This window comes from Virgibacillus oceani, assembly GCF_041521345.1.
Lineage (GTDB): Bacteria > Bacillota > Bacilli > Bacillales > Amphibacillaceae > Virgibacillus_N > Virgibacillus_N oceani_A.
The window spans coordinates 1-18582 of record NZ_JBGOHB010000035.1 but is presented as its reverse complement, the minus strand read 5'-3'; the positions used below and the strand labels follow the sequence as shown (position 1 = coordinate 18582).

The window sequence follows — 18582 nt, the reverse complement described above, 5'->3', positions numbered from 1 at the left end:
TTTAGAAGATGTCCCTTTTCCAAAAGACCGGATGCATTTATTCCAGTTTTGCTCCCATTCTTTGCACAAACATGTTAGTTTTTATTCCACGCCATTAAGTACTCTTGCTCACCAGTTGTTCATCTTTTAATACAAAGCCATTCAAAGCTATCTGTTTAAAACTACTATATCTAACGTTAATTACTACGTTCTTTAAATAACAAAACACATACTAGCTTGTGCTACGAAACAGATGCTTGTGCTGTTCTTTCTTAAATTGAATGATCCAACTTACTGCTAATACAACGAGTAACATCGCACACCCTATATATAGCATTTCATAGCCAAATGTGAGTGATAGCAAGAGATAACCAACAAATGGACCACAGGCCGCACCCATATCCTGAACAACTGTATAATAGGTGAAGAAGCGAACGGTTCCAGCTTTTTGAGAATGATCAGCAGCCATTGCATCCATGAGTGTTGTTAATGCTGTGGATGTCAACAAAGCACTTATTGTAATAAGAATCCAAATCAAAGGGAGGAAGGAAAAAGCTAACAGTGGAAAGCTCATACTTCCCAGGATTAATGAGCCGATTAAAAATGGCTTCCTTCCCTTTGAACCATCCGACCAGAGACCGACCTTCGTCGCTAAAAAAGGTTCCCACATCCACCGTAATGCCTGCAATACTCCTGAAAGTGCCGAGGCAGCAATGACAACATTCAGAATTTCTACATCCTCGCCGTAATGATAAATAATGAGCGAGGATAACGTTGCCGTAAATACCCCCTGTATTATAAACGTAATACAAAAAACACTGCTCATGATAAGTGCATGATTCTTCAGTATATCGAGCCCAAGAATGCCTTTCTTTCTTCCTTTCGACGCTGATTTCGAGGAAGGTGTTTCACTTTGAAAGAATACACCTAATATCACCACGCCAATGCCGGAAACCAAACCGAATGTTAGGGATATCCAGGTTAACCCCAAAAACGGTGTTAATACACCGCCGACAAGCATACCCACAAGACTTCCCAATCGATAAAGACCATTATATAAACCCATCGCTTCCCCTTGCTTATGGTTTTCACCGTGGACAGCCACGGTCGATAGTCCGCCAATCCGTAAAAACGCCCAAGCAAGCCCCCATAAACAACGGAGAAGCAACCATGCCAAAAATCCTGTGGCCAATCCATAACCTGCTGTCGTAATCACACTAAGAATAACAGCAAATACCAAGCCCATTTTTAAGGGGATTTTTTCATAAATCCAGCCAACGAAGGGATTTAACGGTAGGCGAACAAACCGATTAACAGCAAGTAACACACCCACTTGCCAAATTCCATCCAAGCCAGCTTCTCTCCAATAAATCGGAAGAGCAATATAAAGCATGGAATCGCCAAGCAGACAGCAAGCGGTAACTAAAGCAATGACCACGATATTGCGCTTATGTCTATTCTTTTCTGTATGAATAGCAAACACCTTCTTAGTTAGAATAACTTTGATGGTAAGCTTGCAAGAGAATTCTTGTTAAGTATATACTCAATATCAACCACATTGCTCTTTTCAAATGACCAGGCGTAATTATTCGTTCTTTGCCCTCGGTTGTTTAATTGCATTCTTTCACAAACAAAATTCTATTTTGGTCCAATCTATCATCAGCTTACACATATAAACCAACTTTTATTTTATCATGCTGTTCAATATCAAAGTCCATTCTTTTGAAAACCCTTTTTCAATAGGTGTGATAATGTAGTCATTTTTAATTCTCTGACCATCAACAGCAATTTTTCTTACTATGAGTAAGTTTTCAATGTGTTAATTATAAATTTCCAATTTAAATTTTGTGCTACTTCATAAATAATACTTTTTTGTCCTTCAATTCGATAGGGATTAACCGAGTTGCAAATATAGAGGCCAAGATCACTGTTATGCTTCTCTAAAAATTGAATCCCATCAAATAGTTTCCTCCAACGCTAAAAACTTTCGCCCCATACGCTAAGGTTTGTAATACTTTATTTAAAGAGATATCCTTATTAGGAACAAAAACGTAGGAATCTGCACCAGCAATTGAAGCATACATAGCCAATGAAGATGAAGTATTTCCAGTTGAAGTACATGTGAATTTCTTATATCCTAAAGATTTTCCATGAGAAACAGCTACAGTCATACCATTATCTTTAAATGAGCCACTAGGATTTTCACTCTGTGCTTTTACATATACTTCTTTTACCACAGTATACTTTTGTAACAATTCAGAAGAGTAGCGTTAATATCCGCTTAGAAACTATCCTGGTGTTATTACTATTTCGACCTGGAAATTATTTCAGGTAGTGTGAATCCTTCTCTAAAACTCTCCTGTTGCTTTGCTGAGCTGTTTAAGCACTGAAACCGACTCTTGGGCTACAAGAACCAGACTCTTTAAATTACATTTTGCCTTTGAACTTCATCGACTTCACGAAGTTTCCAATAATCGAGAATAATGTATCATAAAATTCGCATGGTACATGGAAGCTCCAGAAACGAGAATGATGTATCATTAATCCGCTTATGGTACATGCAAGTTCCATAAAACCAGAATGATGCCTTTTTTGATCCTCATCGGCAACATGAAATCCCCCCCCCACATTTTCGGATTGTTTAAATTTAGTCCAGGCAATCCGTTAAAGTTCCAGATCCCAATTTATGAAAATTCATCTTAACTTTTCCAAATACAAAATAACAATGAGGGGGAGTGGTTCAGCTTGAAAGCAAAAATCTTACAATCAGCTTCATTTTTAGTATGTTATTCCATTACTTGAGCTTTTTTATAAAAAATGTATACTAAATCATAAGAGAAGAATCCATTTTGATCAAAGATTTTTTCAAAATGGATTCTTTTTATTTGCCCCAGTGCCTTCACTTAGCTTCCTGGAAATTGTTTATTTTACAACGGAACCGTTAGGAAGATCTCCCGCTACAGAAGCAAGAGCGAGGTTTCCGTTCTCATCCTCACCGGAGAGTACCATGCCTTCCGAAAGCTCTCCGCGCAGTTTCACCGGTTTTAAGTTCGTTACACAGATCACTTTTTTACCGATGAGATCCTCGGGTTTATAGTATTCCGCAATGCCGGAAATAACCTGGCGCTTGCCTGAACCAACATCAAGCTGGAGCCGGAGCAGCTTATCGGCATTTTTCATTTTTTCCGCATGTACCACTTCAGCTACCCGGAGATCAAGCTTCATAAAATCATCAAAAGCTATTTCTTCTTTCTTTTCTTCGCTTTTCTTTTTCTTCGGTTCTGCTGGTGTCTTTTTCATCATGTTTTTTATTGCTTCTACCTCTTTTTCCACATCAAGCCGAGGGAACAATGGTTTTCCTTTTTGCACTTTTGTTCCGGCTTGAATCTGACCGTCCGTATACACGCTGTCCCATTCTTTTAAAGCTTCATCCGTTATATTCAGCTGACGGAAAATTTCATCCGGGGACTCAGTTAAGAATGGCTGCAGCATCACGGCAGCTTTTCGTAGTGATTCTGCAAGATGCGCCATTACATTGCCGAGACGCTCCTTCTTTGCTTCATCTTTCGCCAAAATCCACGGCTCTGTTTCATCAATATATTTGTTTGTCCTGCTGATCAGTTGCCATAGTGAGGACAAAGCAACAGAGAACTGCATATTTTCCATCGCTTCTTCTACTTTTTCTATGGTTGCTTTTCCAAATGCTTCCAGCGATTCATCGATATCTGTTTCAGAAGCTTTGTAAGCAGGGATCTCTCCGTCAAAGTATTTGTTAATCATCGCAACAGTACGATTGAGCAGATTTCCTAAATCATTCGCCAGGTCGTAATTTGTACGCTCCACAAATCCTTCCGGTGTAAATACGCCGTCTGATCCAAAAGGCACTTCCCTTAGTAAATAATAGCGAAGAGCATCCAGACCATAACGATCTGTAAGACTAACCGGGTCGACCACATTTCCTTTTGATTTGGACATTTTACCGTCTTTCATCAAAATCCACCCGTGAGCAAATACTTTTTTCGGCAATGGCAAATCAAGTGCCATTAGCATGATCGGCCAGTAAATCGTATGAAAGCGGACAATTTCCTTACTCATTAAATGAACATCCGCCGGCCAGAACTTTTGGAATTTTGACGTCTCATCCGACCCATATCCCAGTGCTGTAATATAATTCGTCAATGCATCAATCCAGACATAAATAACATGCTCCGGATTCCCTGGCACCTTGATTCCCCAGTCAAACGTAGTACGGGAAACAGCAAGATCTTCCAGCCCCGGCTTAATAAAGTTATTCAACATTTCATTCTTTCTGCTTTCCGGCTGAATGAATTCTGGATTTTCATCATAATACTGAACAAGCCGGTCGACATACTTGCTCATGTTAAAGAAATAGGATTCTTCCTTTACCTTTTCGACAGGTCCACCGCAATCCGGACAGCGACCGCCCTCTAATTGCCGTTCAGTGAAAAAAGATTCACATGATGTACAGTAGGAGCCTTCATATTCATCCAGATAGATATCTCCTTGTTTTACAAGTTGGTCAAATATTTTCGCCACTACTTTTTTATGACGGTCTTCTGTCGTCCGAATAAAATCATCATTGGATATTTTTAGTTTCTTCCATAGATTTTGTATATCAGCGACGATACCATCTACATATGATTTGGGCTCCATCCCTGCTTCCTTTGCTTTCTTCTGGATCTTCTGGCCATGTTCATCCGTACCTGTCAAATACATGACCTCATACCCGCGCATTCGTTTATATCTTGCAATGGCATCGCCTGCCACCGTTGAATAAGCATGTCCAATATGTAAATTACCGCTCGGATAATAAATTGGAGTTGTTAAATAAAATGTTTTTTTATCTTCCGCCATGGGTATTACCTCCAGCCACTTCTTTAAAAAAATTAATCTATTTCTATTGTAGCTTTTCTTATGGATTTTGCCAAATCAGGCATAATACTTATCATTTCCATTTATTCCATTCGACAAAACAAGAATTTTTGTCGGATTTTGTTGAATCATTTTTGATATTATCCATACATATTTTTTTAAAATATTCTTATATATTCATCGAACCCCGCTTTAATCAGCTTGAACGCAGGAAATTTTATTTTTAATTTTTTCTAAAAATTTATTGACAATAAAAGGAATGGTTGGTATCCTATCCATATAAAGTTGTCGAAATATGACGATTATTATTAAATAAGTCTTTTAAACAATCCTTCACCTATAGACTTCTTGGCTTATTGCTAAAGGGATACTTACAAAAGCGAATTTTTGTTTTATTAGAATCTTTAATCGCAAGGGCTTAGTTGTCAAAGGGGGGGTTTTTTTACAAAACAAATGAGGGGGGAAATGAGATGAAATCTACAGGTATTGTAAGAAAAGTTGATGAGCTGGGGAGAGTTGTCATTCCAATTGAATTACGCCGTACCTTGGATATCCATGAGAAGGATGCCATGGAAATCTATGTGGATACCGACAAAATCATCCTAAAAAAATACAAGCCGAACATGACTTGTCACCTTACAGGGGAGACTTCTGAAGATAATCTTTCTTTGGCAAATGGAAAGATCGTACTTAGCCAGGATGGCGCTAAAGCTTTAGTAGAAGAAATCGAGTCACGTTTTAAGTAAGTAGAGTAGAGTAAAGGTATGTTTTCATTAAAGTAAGCGTGACTTTATATAAGGTAAAATTTGAGTTGTAATGGACATAGCAACCCAAAGAAAATCCCAATTTTCGCGAACATTACTCACTCCGGCAACGTATTCCGTTTTCACCACGGGCAGAAGGGCGCCACCGTTTAAACTCCCTTTGGTCATTTTCTCGGTGCTCTTTACCGCGCGAGACTGATGAGCCTCTGGCTTATGGAGTTTCACGGTGGTTATACCTCCCGCAAATCTTTACGGTGGGGCGAGCATTTAGCAAAGTCCCAGGAGTCTTCGTAAGTTGCCGGAGCTATTGTGTAAAATTTCCGGATGCTGGATCGTAATTCTAATTTTTTCGGCCTTGATTATAAGCCCCTTGAAGGGCCGTCCCTTTTTACTGCCCTTTTGTCTAAAAGTACGTTCAATTGGTGTTGAGATGTCCTCGTGAGAGAGTTTTTTTAACCAAAAAGATAAGCTACTCTTCTTATTGGTCCACATGATACGCCTGATAAATCTCCCGCTTAGGAACATTCCTATCTAACGCCACCCGCTTAATGGCTTCTTTATTCCTGTAATTCTCCTTCTCCACATAATGATTCACATGCTCCTCTATTGATAACTCTCTCCACCATATAGCGGGCTCGTTTTCTACCGCCCCTGCTTCACTTCCTTCTACTATAATGCAAAATTCCCCTCTAATTTCATTTTCATTTGACCAAGTCATTAATTCATCCAGCGACCCTCGTACATATTCTTCAAACCGTTTTGTTAATTCCCTGGCAATGGCTGCCTGCCGCATTCCAAGTGAACTTTTCATTATTTTTAAAGTATCCTTCAATCTATAGGGAGATTCGTAAAATAAAAGTGTCGCTTGCACATTTTTTAAACGAACAAGCTCAGTCTCTTTTTCTTTTTTCTTTCTCGGCAAAAATCCGTAGAAATAGAATTCATTTGTCGGGAGTCCTGAGCCAATTAGTGCACATAAAGCTGCATTGGCACCAGGCAAAACAACCACTTTGAACTCTCTTTTTATTGCTGTCTGAACGATTTCATAACCCGGATCGGAAATCGCAGGCATGCCGGCATCACTGACAATTGCGATGGATTCACCTTGTGAAAGTTTATGGATCAGTTGTTCTTCCCTGGCCATTTTATTATGTTCGTGATAACTAATTAAGGAAGTTGCGATTTCAAAGTGATTCAACAGCTTTTTCGTGTTCCTTGTATCCTCTGCTGCAATGTAATGAGCGGATTCAAGAATTTTTAAAGCCCGATATGTAATATCCTCCAGATTTCCAATAGGCGTGGGCACGACATAAAGTACCCCTTTTTCCGTCTCTTCAAAGCTCTTTTGAATGTTCATTGCTACTCACTTCCTTTAGCATACGCCGGATCAGCTGTAATTTTTCCTGCCTATTCAACTGCTTAACCTCATATTCCCTTTTCATCGCAGTTTCCTTTGTTGGAAAACGTTCCACATATACCACCTGAAACGGTCCTCTTCCCCTCGTATATTTTGCCCCTTTTCCTGCTGTATGCATCTTCAAGCGATGCTCCAAATCATTGGTATAGCCGGTATAAAACGTATTATCCTTGCATTTCAATATATAAACAATATGTTCACGCTCATGCTCTGTCATAAATGATTTCCTCTGCTTCTTTTGTATAGTTTCCATCCGCTTCATAAATGTATAAAGGCGGCAAAATTTTTAAATCCGGTTTTCCGTCCCGGACTCCTTCTATCAGCAGCATGTTCGCATCTTTCCCTTTTTTCGGGTAAATGAACCGGATTCGTTTTGGTTCGAGCTTGTAAGCACGGAACAATGCGATGATATCTACTAACCTTCCCGGACGATGCACCATGGCAACTTTTCCTCCTGGTCTTACATGCAATTTGCACGCCTTCACCACATCTTCCAGGGTACAATATACTTCATGCCGGGCAATGGTTAAATACTCATTATGATTATATTCATTTTTGGACGGTGTGCGAAAATATGGCGGATTGCATGTTACCACATCAAAATTGCTTTGACCGAGCACAGGCTGCATTTCTTTTAAATCACCATGCATCACGTTTAATTGATCTGTAAGCTCATTTAATTGGATATTCCTTTCTGCCATCTGAAAAATACGTTCCTGGATCTCTACCCCGGTTATTTTTGCATTGGTGCGTTTGGATAACAACAGGGGAATCACCCCATTACCCGTACATAAATCCAATATTTCACCTTTTTTAATCGGAATATAAGCAAAATAAGCAAGCAGGACAGCATCAAGCGAAAAAGAAAATGCCGTCGGACTTTGGATAATCTTCATGCTCTCATCTGCCAGTAAATAATCCAGCCGTTCATCATCATATAATTGTACCATTGTTCTTCCTTTCTTTTTGCAACACAGGAACGGTTCTCTCGTTGCAAAATCTTTATTAAGGGAGGCTAATCAGCTGAGAATACCGATTTACCGAATTAAGCGTTTAGACATAGGATATATCAGCGACCTAACCTGTTTTATCATACTGATGCAACACAGGGACGATTCCCCCGCTGCAGTTGCAACAGAAGAACCGTCCCTGTGTTTACGACGTTTTATTGAAAAAGTCAAGGCAGAAAATGCAATCTTCCTGTCTTGGACTGCCGAATTCGAAGTTGCATATATGAAAGCCTTCTTCATATAGTCTTGCTAAATTATCGTGGCCTTCTTTCGGAGAGCTGTACCTGGACTTTCTTTCGCCAGTTTTGTCTTCTTCTTTTTCCTCAGCTTCACCGAAATGTTCGCGCAAATGATGGTTTTCCATGGCCAGCCGGTGATTTTCTTCTAGGAGCTCACTTAGCTTATCCTTAAGATCGCCAAGCTGCTCATATAGTTCCCCTATCTGTTTCTCCATATCAGAGACTTGATCAAATATTTTTCTCCGATTGTTATCCACGCTCACTCACTCCATTATTTTGCGGCTGCAACCATACCTTCATTAATGAGTTCATCCAATGTATACTCAATGACCTGATCATTTTCACTGATTTCTATTTGGATCAGCCGCTCCAGCATATTTAAACCGACTACTTTTCCTTTTCCATACGGAGTCTTTATAGTTTCACCCATGTCAGGCAGCTCACGTTTAGCCTGCTCATACTCATCATTTTCGTATTTCAGGCAGCACATTAGCCGTCCGCATAAACCAGAAATTTTTGCCGGATTTAAAGATAGGTTCTGATCCTTTGCCATTTTAATAGATACCGGCTCAAAATCACCTAAAAACGTGGAACAGCAAAGCATTCTTCCGCACGGGCCGATACCCCCGAGCATTTTTGCCTCGTCTCGCACACCAATTTGTCTTAGTTCGATGCGGGTTTTAAACATAGAAGCCAGATCTTTTACTAAGTTACGGAAATCGACACGCCCATCTGCCGTAAAGTAAAAAATGATTTTATTCCGGTCAAATGTATATTCTACATCTACTAGATTCATATCCAGATTATGTTCTTTAATTTTCTTCGTACCTGTATTCAAGGCTTCCTCGGCCTGTTCCTGGTTTTCCACTACGATTAATTTATCTTTTTCCGTAGCCATGCGAATAATCTTTTTCAGAGGCAGCACGACATCCTCTTCATCTACCTTCTTATCGACAAGGACAACCTTGCCAAGCTCTATGCCCCGAACAGTCTCCACTATCACGTAACTGTCCAGTTCAACGGGAGCATCTCCTGGGTCAAAATAATATATTTTACCCGCTTTTTTAAAGCGGACGCCTGTAACTGTAATCAATCTTTTTCACCTCTTTAGTTGAAGTGTAAGCTGTTCCATCACTAAAGTCGGATGGACATTTTGCTTCAATTTTCTTTTCGCCTGTAAAATAACCTGTAAGATTTCTATAATATTTTCCTGCGAAAATGACAATGCGCACTTTTGGAGTAAATCACTATCTCTCTGAAAAAATACGAGCTGTTCTTCATTGCCGATATGATAATAAAGCATATCCTTCCATGCCAAAAGCATTAAATCCAGTCCTTGTTCCTGTTCTGCCCTTTCCTTAAAATGAGGCATCCAGGAGTGGTGAATAAGTAAGTATGCATCTTCAGCGTTATTTACAAGCGTTTCTACCAATTGTACCACTAATTTTGAGGCTGTGGCAAACCAGTCATCAGCCTTCAAGGCAAGCGCCTCATCCATACTGTTCGTCAACGCATTCATTAAAACAGCCTGATGCTCAGACATCCCTTGTTCCATTAATTTTTTTTGGAAGTTTTTTGGATTAAGCGGCTGTAGGTCAATCACCTGGCATCTGGAACGAATGGTTGAAATAATGGCCCCGCTGTTTTCTGTCAGCATAATGGCGGTCGCTTGTCTGGATGGTTCCTCCAGAAATTTCAAAATACGATTTGCGGCATTTGGCGTTAATGTATCTGCAGCTTTGATAATATAAACTTTTTTATTAGATTCCATGCCGGAGTATGTAAATTCTTTCTGCAGGTTTTTAATTTGTTCTATTTTAATTGATTTCCCATCAGGCGCCAACCAATGTACGTCCGGATGGTTCCCCGAATCAATTCGTTTACACATATTACATGTTTGGCACGGTTCTAATGCCTCTTTGTCGGTACAAAATAAGCCCTTTGCAATTAATGTTGCAATGGCTTCCTTTCCTGTTCCCCGCTCTCCTTGAATCAAGTATGCATGGGAAATGCGGCCTTTTTTTATACTATTTGTAATGATTCTACCTGCCAATGGCTGTATCTCCGCCATTTCAGACCATGTTTTCATTATGTATTGCTCCTCTGGAAAATCATGAATATATATTAATCAGCAGACCTTTAATTTCCCCTATCAGGCCTAATATGTCCACTGTCTTCTTTTCCTGGTTCATTATTTCTTCTGTTAATTCCATTAGTTTTTCATCTACGTTAGTAACAACCGTCAATTGACGCGTCTGTCCATCCATCCCGAAGCTATGGGACTGCTCAAGATCCAGCCCTTCCTTCACTGCTTTTTGCAAAAAGCCTTTGATCATTCGCTTGAATTTGGCCAAATCGCGAAAGGAACGGAAACGTGCGAGTTTATTTCCCTGCGCTGTAATAGCTTTCATTAATTGTTCTAATTCCTGCGCTTTCACTTGGTGCATCTGTGACTGAAACGTTTTTTGAAAAGCCTCCGCATTGTTTGCAGATGTCCGTGTGTATGCTGCTGTATCCGATTGTGTTTTCATCTCATGACCGATTTTCATATGATTTGGCCCCTTCGTGCAACATAGGGACGGTTCTTTTGTTGCACTAGACTGATTTTTTCATCAAATGCAACAATGGTTTTCGGTGGGACGAGCATTCAGCGCAGTCCCAAAAGAACCGTCCCGCGGTTTCAAAATTGGTAAAATGACTCGATTGGCAGTATAAAGCAGGTTGCGCCGCCAACTTCCACTTTGACCGGTTTAGGAATATAGGAATCTGCATTCCCGCCCATCGGAGAAATTGGAGCTACCATTTGTTCACGGTGGGAACAATTTTCCTTGATGATTTCCAATGCCTCATCTACATATTGATCCTCACAGCCTATCATTAATGTCGTATTTCCTTCTTTCAAAAATCCGCCAGTTGTCGCAAGCTTGGTTGTTTTAAAATTTTCATCACTCAATGCATCCGACAGGCGATTGGAATCTTTATCCTGAATAACCGCAATTATCAGTTTCAACCCGTCCACCTCCTTACGTTTTCAAATGGGAAACAATTTGATTTAATGCATCTGCTGCCACTGCTTCTATTGATTGATCCGCATTAACAGTATGCATGCGATTCGGAAATCTTTTTAATAAAATATGATAAGCGTCATAAACGTGTTCATGGAATTGGATGGTTTCCAAATCCAAACGGTTTCTTTCTCTATCTTTATTCGCTGCAATCCGGGCTAATCCCTTTTTTGGTGCAATATCAAAAAATAATGTTAAATCGGGCATGCTGTCCTGGATGGCAAATTCATTGATCGAAAATACATCATCTATGCCAAGCCCCTGAGCATACCCCTGATATGCAAGACTGCTATCAATAAACCGATCGCATAAAACAATCTTTCCCGCTTCCAGTGCCGGTAATACTTTTTCTGTCAAATGCTGATGGCGGGCTGCAGCAAACAGCAATGCTTCCGTTCTTTTTTTCATCTTTATATTGTCAGGGTTAAGGATGACATTTCTGATCTCTTCTGCTATTTCAATTCCGCCTGGCTCCCGGGTTGTAAGTACATCATAGCCCTGTTCCTTCAGTACTTTACCTACGGCGTGAAGAACCGTCGTCTTCCCTGCTCCCTCTCCGCCTTCAAACGTGATAAAATATCCGCTCACCGTAATCATATCCCCTTTTCACTGCTGAAATATCATCATACCATGCTTTTCCCACTTTTGGATGGATACCTGCTGCTGTTTAAGATGCGTTATCATTTCCATATGCGCTTCTCTCACTTTTTCTCCTTTGAGAATAAGCGGTATGCCTGGTGGATAGGGAATGATGGCTTCCGCCGCTATATATCCTATTGCCTTATGAAAAGGCACAAATATTTGCTGTAATTCATCCATTTTCTGATAGGATAACTCTAATTCCTGGATTGATTTCATAAATAGGTCTTTCCCCTCTATTATATCATGATTGTCCCGTTTTTTTAATTGTTCATTGACTGTTTTTGCTGTTTTTTCTAACCTCGAGTTATGCGGGAATGGGGCAAGTCCATGAATAAATAAAATTTGGTTATGTGTGGTGAGTTCCGGATAGATATTTTCCTGTTCAAACAGTGCTGCTGTTTCCTTTGCAGAGATCCCTTTATCCATCTGCAGTGTCATTTTCACTGGATCATCTGATGGTACAAGCCGCCATTTATTCGAAGCCTGCAGTACTTGTTTTACATGTGCCGCACTTGCCAGGACTTCTTGTATCTTTGGTCCAGTCATAGTGGCTAAAAATTTTCGTGAAATATCCAAGGAAGCCATTAACGGGTAGGAAGGACTGCTAGATTGCACCATTTGCAAATAATGAGCCAGCCTCTCTTTGGAAATGCGTGATGGTTTTGCGACGTGCAAAAAGGCTCCCATTGTCATGGCCGGCGCCATTTTATGCGCTGACTGGACAACGGCATCCGCACCAAGTGATAAAGCTGAGGGAGGAAATGGTTCACCCAGAGAAAAATGAACCCCATGCGCTTCATCCACCAGTACAGGAATATTGTAAGCATGTGCTGCTTTAATCATCTCCTGAATAGGATAGGTTTTTCCAAAATAATCAGGATACGTGAGCATCACGGCTTTGGCATCCAGATGCTCCTTAAGCGTTGTTTCTAATGTATGTATTTCCGGATTTGTATACCGGTCAACTGTCTCATCGTACATTGGTGAGATAAACACTGGATGCGCCCCTGCTAACTCCAGTCCATTCATGATCGATTTATGACAGTTGCGCTGTACGATTACTTTATCCCCGTTGGAACATGCCGCTAAAATCATTGCGAGATTTCCTGCAGTACTTCCGCCTACAAGAAAGAATGTATGGTCTGATTGGAAAAAATCAGCAGCAAGCTCCTGTGCTTCAGCAATAGCTCCTGTTGGGGCATGCAGATCATCCATACCTGACAGTTCAGTTAGATCAAGCTGCAATATCCGGTCGTAAAAATCCTTGACAGGGAAAATCTCCCCATTTTTATGACCCGGCACATGGAGGGAAATCGGGTTTTGTTTTGTGAAATTGACTAAGGTATCATATAAAGGGGTCTGTTCCTGTTCCATATTTATCTCTCCGTGTTTATTTTTCTCTTGTTAAATAAAATAAAAGTGACCGGTGAAATTTAAAAAATCACTAATAGTCACTGCGTGTTTCTTACATCTATTAAAGGATTAAGCTTAACCTCAATCACAAACCATTATTATTCATCAGCATCAACCATCGGAATAAGATGATATTCCCAATGCGTTCTGCATTCATATAACTTATAAAATCCCTGTATTTCATCTTTTTCCATATATCCACATTGCTGACGCGCATTATTAAATACATCTTGCCCTTCATTTTCTGAAGTTCTATAGTAACTTAAATCCGGAAAGACATCAATCCACCCCTGATCAGCATCTTCGTCATATCTTGATTTCAAATCATAAATCAATACACCTTTCTCCCCTTCATCTTTGACTACTTTAATTTCGCTTTCATTATTTTCGCCATTTTCACCGGCAACTTCTATGAAATTTTCCAGTGTATCTTTATTTTTCAATACATTATCATTAAATACAACATCAGCTTCACTTGGTTCATATTCCTCTAAAGGTTCCTCAGATGGATTATCCTTTTTTTCCTCTTCCTGTTTGGAGAATATGTCTTCCGAAGAATCAGCTTCTGTTTCTTGAGATGTATCTTCTTGTTCATCTGCGTTATCATCAGAATGCGCTGCCGCGTTATCATCTGATTCAGTATCTGGCTCATCCACTGAGTTCCCGCAAGCAGCCAGGATAACTAGTACTACTGAAAAAAATGCTATTAATAATTTATGATTGTTTTTCATTAGAACATTACCTCTTTCTTTTTTCCTCTAGACATAATATACATGTAGCTTTCCCAACTGTTCCAACCTGCAAAATCACAGTGCATTGTGAGCCATTAATTAACTCCCCCCATAATAAAACCAAGTATTGCCACAGCCACAAAAAAAATAAAAATAGAAGAAATTATAATAATAAATCCTTTCCTCGACAGTCCCTTTTTCTTATCATAAAATTTACGAACGATTAGATATATGATGCCCCACACAATCAAAAAACCTATATAAATTTCCCAATCTATAATAATACTTCGCCTCGCTTCTATTTTAATTTCGTTTCGCTAAAATGACCCAGGAAAGAAAAACTGTACAAATTGTAAGCACAACTAAAATATTTAGTAAATCCATGGCTGTCAGCTGCAAAATATCAAATTGGATAATTAATGTAAGTATTATATAGTAAAAAACCAATGCAAAATAACTGTAAAACATACCTTTTTGCCTGATCAGTTTTGCTCTTTCATCTTTCTGTTTCAAATGCGGATATAAGTAGCTAAGTGAAAAGGTCATTACCATAAGAGCAAATATTATGTATGTCTGCTGAGGCGGAGCAGCTTTTGCCATATAGGCTGCAAATAGCATAAAACCAACCAAAATCAAATTTAAAACACCTAGTATAAAGTAAGTTACTGGCATGTAATCTTTGTTTGCCATCAAACCCCTCCTTTTAAAATCATTTCTTATAATCATTTTCCTCAAGGATAAAAATACTTTCCACATTTGTCCGGAAAATTTCTGCCATCCTCATAGCAAGAGGCAGCGATGGATTGTATTTTCCTTTTTCTATTGAGATAATTGTTTGTCTGGAAACTTCAAGCATCTCTGCAAGCTTTTCCTGTGAATAGCCAAATTTTTGTCTGTAATCCACTAATTTATTTCTCAAGTTGCCGCCACCCACTTTCATATTCAGCTTATAGTAAAGTAAACTTTACGTCAAGTTTACTTTACAGTCTTTATGTCCTACTGTTAGGGTCTTTTTTGAAATGAAAAATCTTTGATTCTTTTGGTGTGATTCTTTTCATCTCTTCTATATTGTATTTTAAACTTATGAATTTGGTTCAGTTAAATCTTATTGTTAATATAAGATAAAAAAATAGAAATTCCATATTACATTTTTTGGAATTTCTAATGTATAACAATGTCTTATTTAATTAAAGTACCGTTAGTTATAGTAGTCCTGCTTCGTCCTTTTTAAAAATGCCAACCAACAAAAGAATAAGCCCTATGATGAAAAGAATTGGAAATACAAATAACATCAGCAATGCTGCAAAACCGTCTCCTATAAAAATTGCATAACTAAATCCAATTGAGTAAGCTAAGGGTGCAGAAATTGGTAGCATAATAGCAATACCCCATATTTTGCACTTCTTTTTGTTAATTTTGCCTACACTGAGTAAATAGGCTATAGGAACACTGAGTAAAGTAATTAAATAACCTAAATAAATCTTAGTCCCCAATGTAAAGCTACTCGGATTGGCTAAGTTCCATAACCAAGTTATTATCAGAAAGACCAATGGAATGAAAAGAATAACCGATATAATACTTCATGTGTTTTTACTCACACTTATCCCCCCGATATTTCATTTAAAAATTTTATTCCACTAAACGGCTTCAATAGTTGTTGAATAAGCATAGGTGTTTTATAAACAAATTTACTTAATCTAAGCGTAGCACAAGTTTGCTAATTTTTCTTTATATCCCCTTTTAATAATTAATTCTTTCATTGTTACTTCTGTGGTTTGATGTTGAGTGCTTTCCAATACACATATACATTCCTGAATACGTTTTGATTCGAGAATTTATGCTCGATAGCTTTGTCTAATTCCTAAAATCTCAAAAAATATGTTCTTGTCAACTCCCTTAGCAACATCATTGCTTATTTCCCGCCTTTGAGTGGTTCGCTTTTTCAATACTGTTATTTTAAAGACCCAACAAAAGAATAAATAGAAATAGATAAAATAATAATGAGCATAACAAGTATAAACCAAGTGTAGGGATGCTTTTTCCTACTTAAAACCTTAGATATAAAAATTATTATCACACTGAAAAGAATTATACTTCCTACAATGGGTGCAAATAGATACATATTTTCATCTCCAATGCCTATCAACAATGCTTAAAGATGAGTAAATAATTTCCTCATATACTAAGTAAATGGATAAGAAATCAAGATTATTAAGTAGGGGACTAAAAGTAAATAACTAAAGAATATAAGGGCTACACCGATTGACTGTTTCATAATATACACCTTCGTTAATTCATAGTCTTTAATAGAAACAAACACCCGTACACCCACCACTAAAGTAATGGGTGTACGGGCGTTTTATATCAAAAATATTCCGCCTCATTTTTCAATAGTCTCATTCGCTCATGGAAAATTCCGCCATTATAGTCTTGATAATCTTCATGAACACGCACGAAGTACCAACTATCTTCCACCTCGAAAAACTCAATATAACCATTATAATTATTTCCGTTGGCGTTATTTCCATAGCTATAATGATAAGGTATAGCTCCATCCATCTCTTCATATGTAGCGGGATCCATATCAAACGTCTCAAAAATGAGTTGATATCCCTGATCCAATGGAAATCCTTCCTTCAGCATTCCGTATGAATAGAAACTATAATCCGAGTATCTCTTGTCATAAAAACGCCACTCCGTATATAAGTCATCATCTATTTTGTCTGTCTCTGTGGTGGATTCAAAATAACTGGTCATCCCCAGCTCCTCATTTACATAAAGTTCTAAATCCACGGTATCGATGCTCAGGGCCCCTTTGGCTACAATAGCCTCACCCTGTAATGGTCTATCATAAGTTGGGTGCATTTCTGTCTCATCCAGAATCAGTAGTGGCGTTTCTTCAGGCGCCAAGGAAGCAAGCATTTCCCATGATGTTTGCCATGTATCTTTATTGTCCAATGGCAAATCGGAAACATAAATCATTTGTCTGTTAAATAATTCTGCTACAAAAAGTTCGTAATAACGTCCTATATCTTCATTTTTAAATGCATACACCTGAGCCTCCTCTATATTAAATGGAAACAGCATTTCATAACGGTTGAATGACAGAGGTTCCTGCGTAATTTTTTCAATAATACTGGAGCTCGGGACAATGGTTTGATCCGTTTGATTATAACTAGATAGTAGTTCCTCTGCGTAATCAATTATCGCCTCATTAGTCTGATCCTCATCAAATAAAATAATTTGAATCTGCTCCGTTTCGTCTCCGCTGAGGTGAACATTCAAATTATCTTCCTCTGTTGTTTCTTCCATGGACCAGTTTGACGGCAAATCCAGGACAAACTGATTTTCATCAAAAGATTGATATCTCGGGTGATATTCCATGGCGTCGAATATTGGTCGTTCCAGCACTTCATTGATAAATTCTCCATCTTCCCCAATATCTTTTAAATGTATCGGCTGGCTGCTCTGTTCTGCATTTTCTTCAACTTCTTCTTCAATTTCCTCCTCCACGTCCTCTTCCACATCTGCAGCAGGTGGGGATGGTGTCGAACTTGGTTCATTATTTGCAAATAAATCTGTATCCAGCAATAATACAATCATGATCCCAATAACCGCGGCAGAAGTTGCTATACTTGCTAATAGTTGTCTATTAATTTTTGAATTAGAAGGCTTTGTCATTTTGTTTGTCTCCATCCCCTTTTGAAAAGTGCGTAAACTCTTTTGATGTGCTTCTTTGGGCGCTTTGATCAGGCTCTTTTGTTTTATTATTTTCTTCAGCTCCTGATTTTCATCGTTTTTCTTTTTCAAGCGTCATACACCTCCCATTTCATTTTGATGTTCAATGCTGCTCTTGCCCTATGTTGCATTGATTTTACGGCTAAAACGGATTTTCCCATAATGTCAGAAGTCTCTTTGACCGTGAACCCTTCAAAAAACCGTAAATGCAAGACAGATTGATATTGAAGTGGCAGTTCTTCTATATACTTGAGTACCTCATTTACCTGGATACGGCTTAAGGCTTTATCTTCAGCTGAATCTACGTATTGGCCAATGAAGTCAAATTTTTCCACTTCTACTGTTATAGTATCCTTTTCCTTCGCTGATCCCCGGTAATAATCGATTATTGTGTGACGTGCGATTTTAAAAACCCAGGTTTTAAAAGTTGATTTTCCTTTAAATTGATTTAAATTTTTGGCAGCTTTAAAGAACACATCCTGCAAAAGTTCTTCTGCGTCATGATAACTGCCCGTTTGCATATAAATATAATGAAAAATACGATCGGCATACCGGTTATGTAAAGTTATTATTGCTTGATTATCCCCCTCTTGAATGCGTTTAATGAGCTCACGATCTTCCATTTGTATCCCCCAATTCCTCTCTTCCCCATTATAGACGGAAAAATGATAAAAAGGATGCGGTAATATTT

The 18582-nt window shown here is 38.7% G+C and carries 20 protein-coding genes and 1 pseudogene; 1 reads left to right on the top strand and 20 read right to left on the bottom strand.

Annotation, left to right across the window (positions count from 1 at the left end):
- Window positions 1-211 precede the first annotated feature (211 nt).
- From ACDX78_RS19735 to metG, 3 genes and pseudogenes are all read right to left on the bottom strand, one after another.
- The gene (locus ACDX78_RS19735; protein ID WP_486030064.1) at window positions 212-1462 is read right to left on the bottom strand and encodes an MFS transporter; all 1251 of its coding nucleotides are present in this window, start codon (window positions 1460-1462) and stop codon (window positions 212-214) included.
- 350 nt (window positions 1463-1812) lie between these two features.
- Window positions 1813-2246, bottom strand: a pseudogene (locus tag ACDX78_RS19730) (pyridoxal-phosphate dependent enzyme); the annotation flags it as partial.
- 655 nt (window positions 2247-2901) lie between these two features.
- Window positions 2902-4854, bottom strand: a complete 1953-nt coding sequence (gene metG / locus ACDX78_RS19725) for a methionine--tRNA ligase (RefSeq protein WP_486030062.1) — start codon at window positions 4852-4854, stop codon at window positions 2902-2904.
- Window positions 4855-5342: 488 nt separating this feature from the next.
- Between metG and abrB the strand changes: the two genes are divergently transcribed.
- Entirely contained in the window at window positions 5343-5618 is a 276-nt protein-coding gene (gene abrB, locus ACDX78_RS19720; protein ID WP_486030060.1) for a transition state genes transcriptional regulator AbrB, read from the top strand.
- A 27-nt stretch (window positions 5619-5645) separates the two neighbouring features.
- Here abrB and ACDX78_RS19715 read toward each other — a convergent pair whose 3' ends face one another.
- The 17 genes from ACDX78_RS19715 to ACDX78_RS19635 all read right to left on the bottom strand — a co-directional run.
- On the bottom strand, window positions 5646-5861 hold the full coding sequence (locus ACDX78_RS19715) for a hypothetical protein (RefSeq protein WP_486030058.1): 216 nt from the start codon (window positions 5859-5861) through the stop codon (window positions 5646-5648).
- Window positions 5862-6114: 253 nt separating this feature from the next.
- The gene (rsmI, locus tag ACDX78_RS19710) at window positions 6115-6993 is read right to left on the bottom strand and encodes a 16S rRNA (cytidine(1402)-2'-O)-methyltransferase (RefSeq protein WP_486030057.1); all 879 of its coding nucleotides are present in this window, start codon (window positions 6991-6993) and stop codon (window positions 6115-6117) included.
- The gene (locus tag ACDX78_RS19705) at window positions 6971-7270 is read right to left on the bottom strand and encodes a GIY-YIG nuclease family protein (RefSeq protein WP_486030055.1); all 300 of its coding nucleotides are present in this window, start codon (window positions 7268-7270) and stop codon (window positions 6971-6973) included. Before ACDX78_RS19705 ends, rsmI begins: the two co-directional genes overlap by 23 nt.
- Window positions 7257-8003 carry a tRNA1(Val) (adenine(37)-N6)-methyltransferase gene (locus ACDX78_RS19700; RefSeq protein WP_486030053.1) on the bottom strand — a complete coding sequence of 249 codons (747 nt, stop codon included), beginning with the start codon at window positions 8001-8003 and terminating at the stop codon, window positions 7257-7259. Before ACDX78_RS19700 ends, ACDX78_RS19705 begins: the two co-directional genes overlap by 14 nt.
- A gap of 205 nt (window positions 8004-8208) precedes the next feature.
- On the bottom strand, window positions 8209-8517 hold the full coding sequence (locus ACDX78_RS19695) for an initiation-control protein YabA (RefSeq protein ID WP_486030114.1): 309 nt from the start codon (window positions 8515-8517) through the stop codon (window positions 8209-8211).
- A gap of 56 nt (window positions 8518-8573) precedes the next feature.
- A complete protein-coding gene (locus ACDX78_RS19690; protein ID WP_486030051.1) occupies window positions 8574-9395 on the bottom strand; it encodes a PSP1 domain-containing protein in 822 nt (273 codons plus the stop codon).
- Window positions 9396-9401: 6 nt separating this feature from the next.
- Window positions 9402-10391 carry a DNA polymerase III subunit delta' gene (holB, locus tag ACDX78_RS19685; protein WP_486030049.1) on the bottom strand — a complete coding sequence of 330 codons (990 nt, stop codon included), beginning with the start codon at window positions 10389-10391 and terminating at the stop codon, window positions 9402-9404.
- A gap of 22 nt (window positions 10392-10413) precedes the next feature.
- On the bottom strand, window positions 10414-10851 hold the full coding sequence (locus ACDX78_RS19680; protein ID WP_486030047.1) for a YaaR family protein: 438 nt from the start codon (window positions 10849-10851) through the stop codon (window positions 10414-10416).
- 131 nt (window positions 10852-10982) lie between these two features.
- Window positions 10983-11312 carry a cyclic-di-AMP receptor gene (locus ACDX78_RS19675; protein ID WP_486030045.1) on the bottom strand — a complete coding sequence of 110 codons (330 nt, stop codon included), beginning with the start codon at window positions 11310-11312 and terminating at the stop codon, window positions 10983-10985.
- A gap of 13 nt (window positions 11313-11325) precedes the next feature.
- Complete coding sequence (gene tmk / locus ACDX78_RS19670; protein ID WP_486030043.1) at window positions 11326-11955, bottom strand: dTMP kinase; 630 nt, start codon at window positions 11953-11955, stop codon at window positions 11326-11328.
- An 18-nt stretch (window positions 11956-11973) separates the two neighbouring features.
- A complete protein-coding gene (locus ACDX78_RS19665; RefSeq protein WP_486030041.1) occupies window positions 11974-13383 on the bottom strand; it encodes an aminotransferase class I/II-fold pyridoxal phosphate-dependent enzyme in 1410 nt (469 codons plus the stop codon).
- 137 nt (window positions 13384-13520) lie between these two features.
- The gene (locus ACDX78_RS19660) at window positions 13521-14153 is read right to left on the bottom strand and encodes a hypothetical protein (protein ID WP_486030039.1); all 633 of its coding nucleotides are present in this window, start codon (window positions 14151-14153) and stop codon (window positions 13521-13523) included.
- Between the two features lie 303 nt (window positions 14154-14456).
- Window positions 14457-14843, bottom strand: a complete 387-nt coding sequence (locus tag ACDX78_RS19655; protein WP_486030037.1) for a permease — start codon at window positions 14841-14843, stop codon at window positions 14457-14459.
- Window positions 14844-14862: 19 nt separating this feature from the next.
- Window positions 14863-15072 (bottom strand): helix-turn-helix transcriptional regulator, encoded by a 210-nt coding sequence (locus ACDX78_RS19650; protein WP_486030035.1) that lies wholly within the window; start codon window positions 15070-15072, stop codon window positions 14863-14865.
- Between the two features lie 283 nt (window positions 15073-15355).
- On the bottom strand, window positions 15356-15646 hold the full coding sequence (locus tag ACDX78_RS19645) for a hypothetical protein (RefSeq protein ID WP_486030033.1): 291 nt from the start codon (window positions 15644-15646) through the stop codon (window positions 15356-15358).
- Between the two features lie 871 nt (window positions 15647-16517).
- The gene (locus tag ACDX78_RS19640; RefSeq protein WP_486030031.1) at window positions 16518-17963 is read right to left on the bottom strand and encodes a hypothetical protein; all 1446 of its coding nucleotides are present in this window, start codon (window positions 17961-17963) and stop codon (window positions 16518-16520) included.
- Window positions 17960-18582 (bottom strand): RNA polymerase sigma factor (locus ACDX78_RS19635; RefSeq protein ID WP_486030029.1); only part of this gene is annotated, 623 nt, incomplete at its 5' end. The genes ACDX78_RS19635 and ACDX78_RS19640, both read right to left, overlap by 4 nt.

Coding starts and splice junctions, on each gene's coding strand:
- holB (WP_486030049.1), bottom strand. CDS start 10,391: ATGAAAACATGGTCTGAAATGGCGGAGATACAGCCATTGGCAGGTAGA.
- metG (WP_486030062.1), bottom strand. CDS start 4,854: ATGGCGGAAGATAAAAAAACATTTTATTTAACAACTCCAATTTATTAT.
- ACDX78_RS19655 (WP_486030037.1), bottom strand. CDS start 14,843: ATGGCAAACAAAGATTACATGCCAGTAACTTACTTTATACTAGGTGTT.
- ACDX78_RS19695 (WP_486030114.1), bottom strand. CDS start 8,517: ATGGAGAAACAGATAGGGGAACTATATGAGCAGCTTGGCGATCTTAAG.
- ACDX78_RS19660 (WP_486030039.1), bottom strand. CDS start 14,153: ATGAAAAACAATCATAAATTATTAATAGCATTTTTTTCAGTAGTACTA.
- ACDX78_RS19700 (WP_486030053.1), bottom strand. CDS start 8,003: ATGGTACAATTATATGATGATGAACGGCTGGATTATTTACTGGCAGAT.
- ACDX78_RS19680 (WP_486030047.1), bottom strand. CDS start 10,851: ATGAAAATCGGTCATGAGATGAAAACACAATCGGATACAGCAGCATAC.
- ACDX78_RS19705 (WP_486030055.1), bottom strand. CDS start 7,270: ATGACAGAGCATGAGCGTGAACATATTGTTTATATATTGAAATGCAAG.
- abrB (WP_486030060.1), top strand. CDS start 5,343: ATGAAATCTACAGGTATTGTAAGAAAAGTTGATGAGCTGGGGAGAGTT.
- ACDX78_RS19665 (WP_486030041.1), bottom strand. CDS start 13,383: ATGGAACAGGAACAGACCCCTTTATATGATACCTTAGTCAATTTCACA.
- rsmI (WP_486030057.1), bottom strand. CDS start 6,993: ATGAACATTCAAAAGAGCTTTGAAGAGACGGAAAAAGGGGTACTTTAT.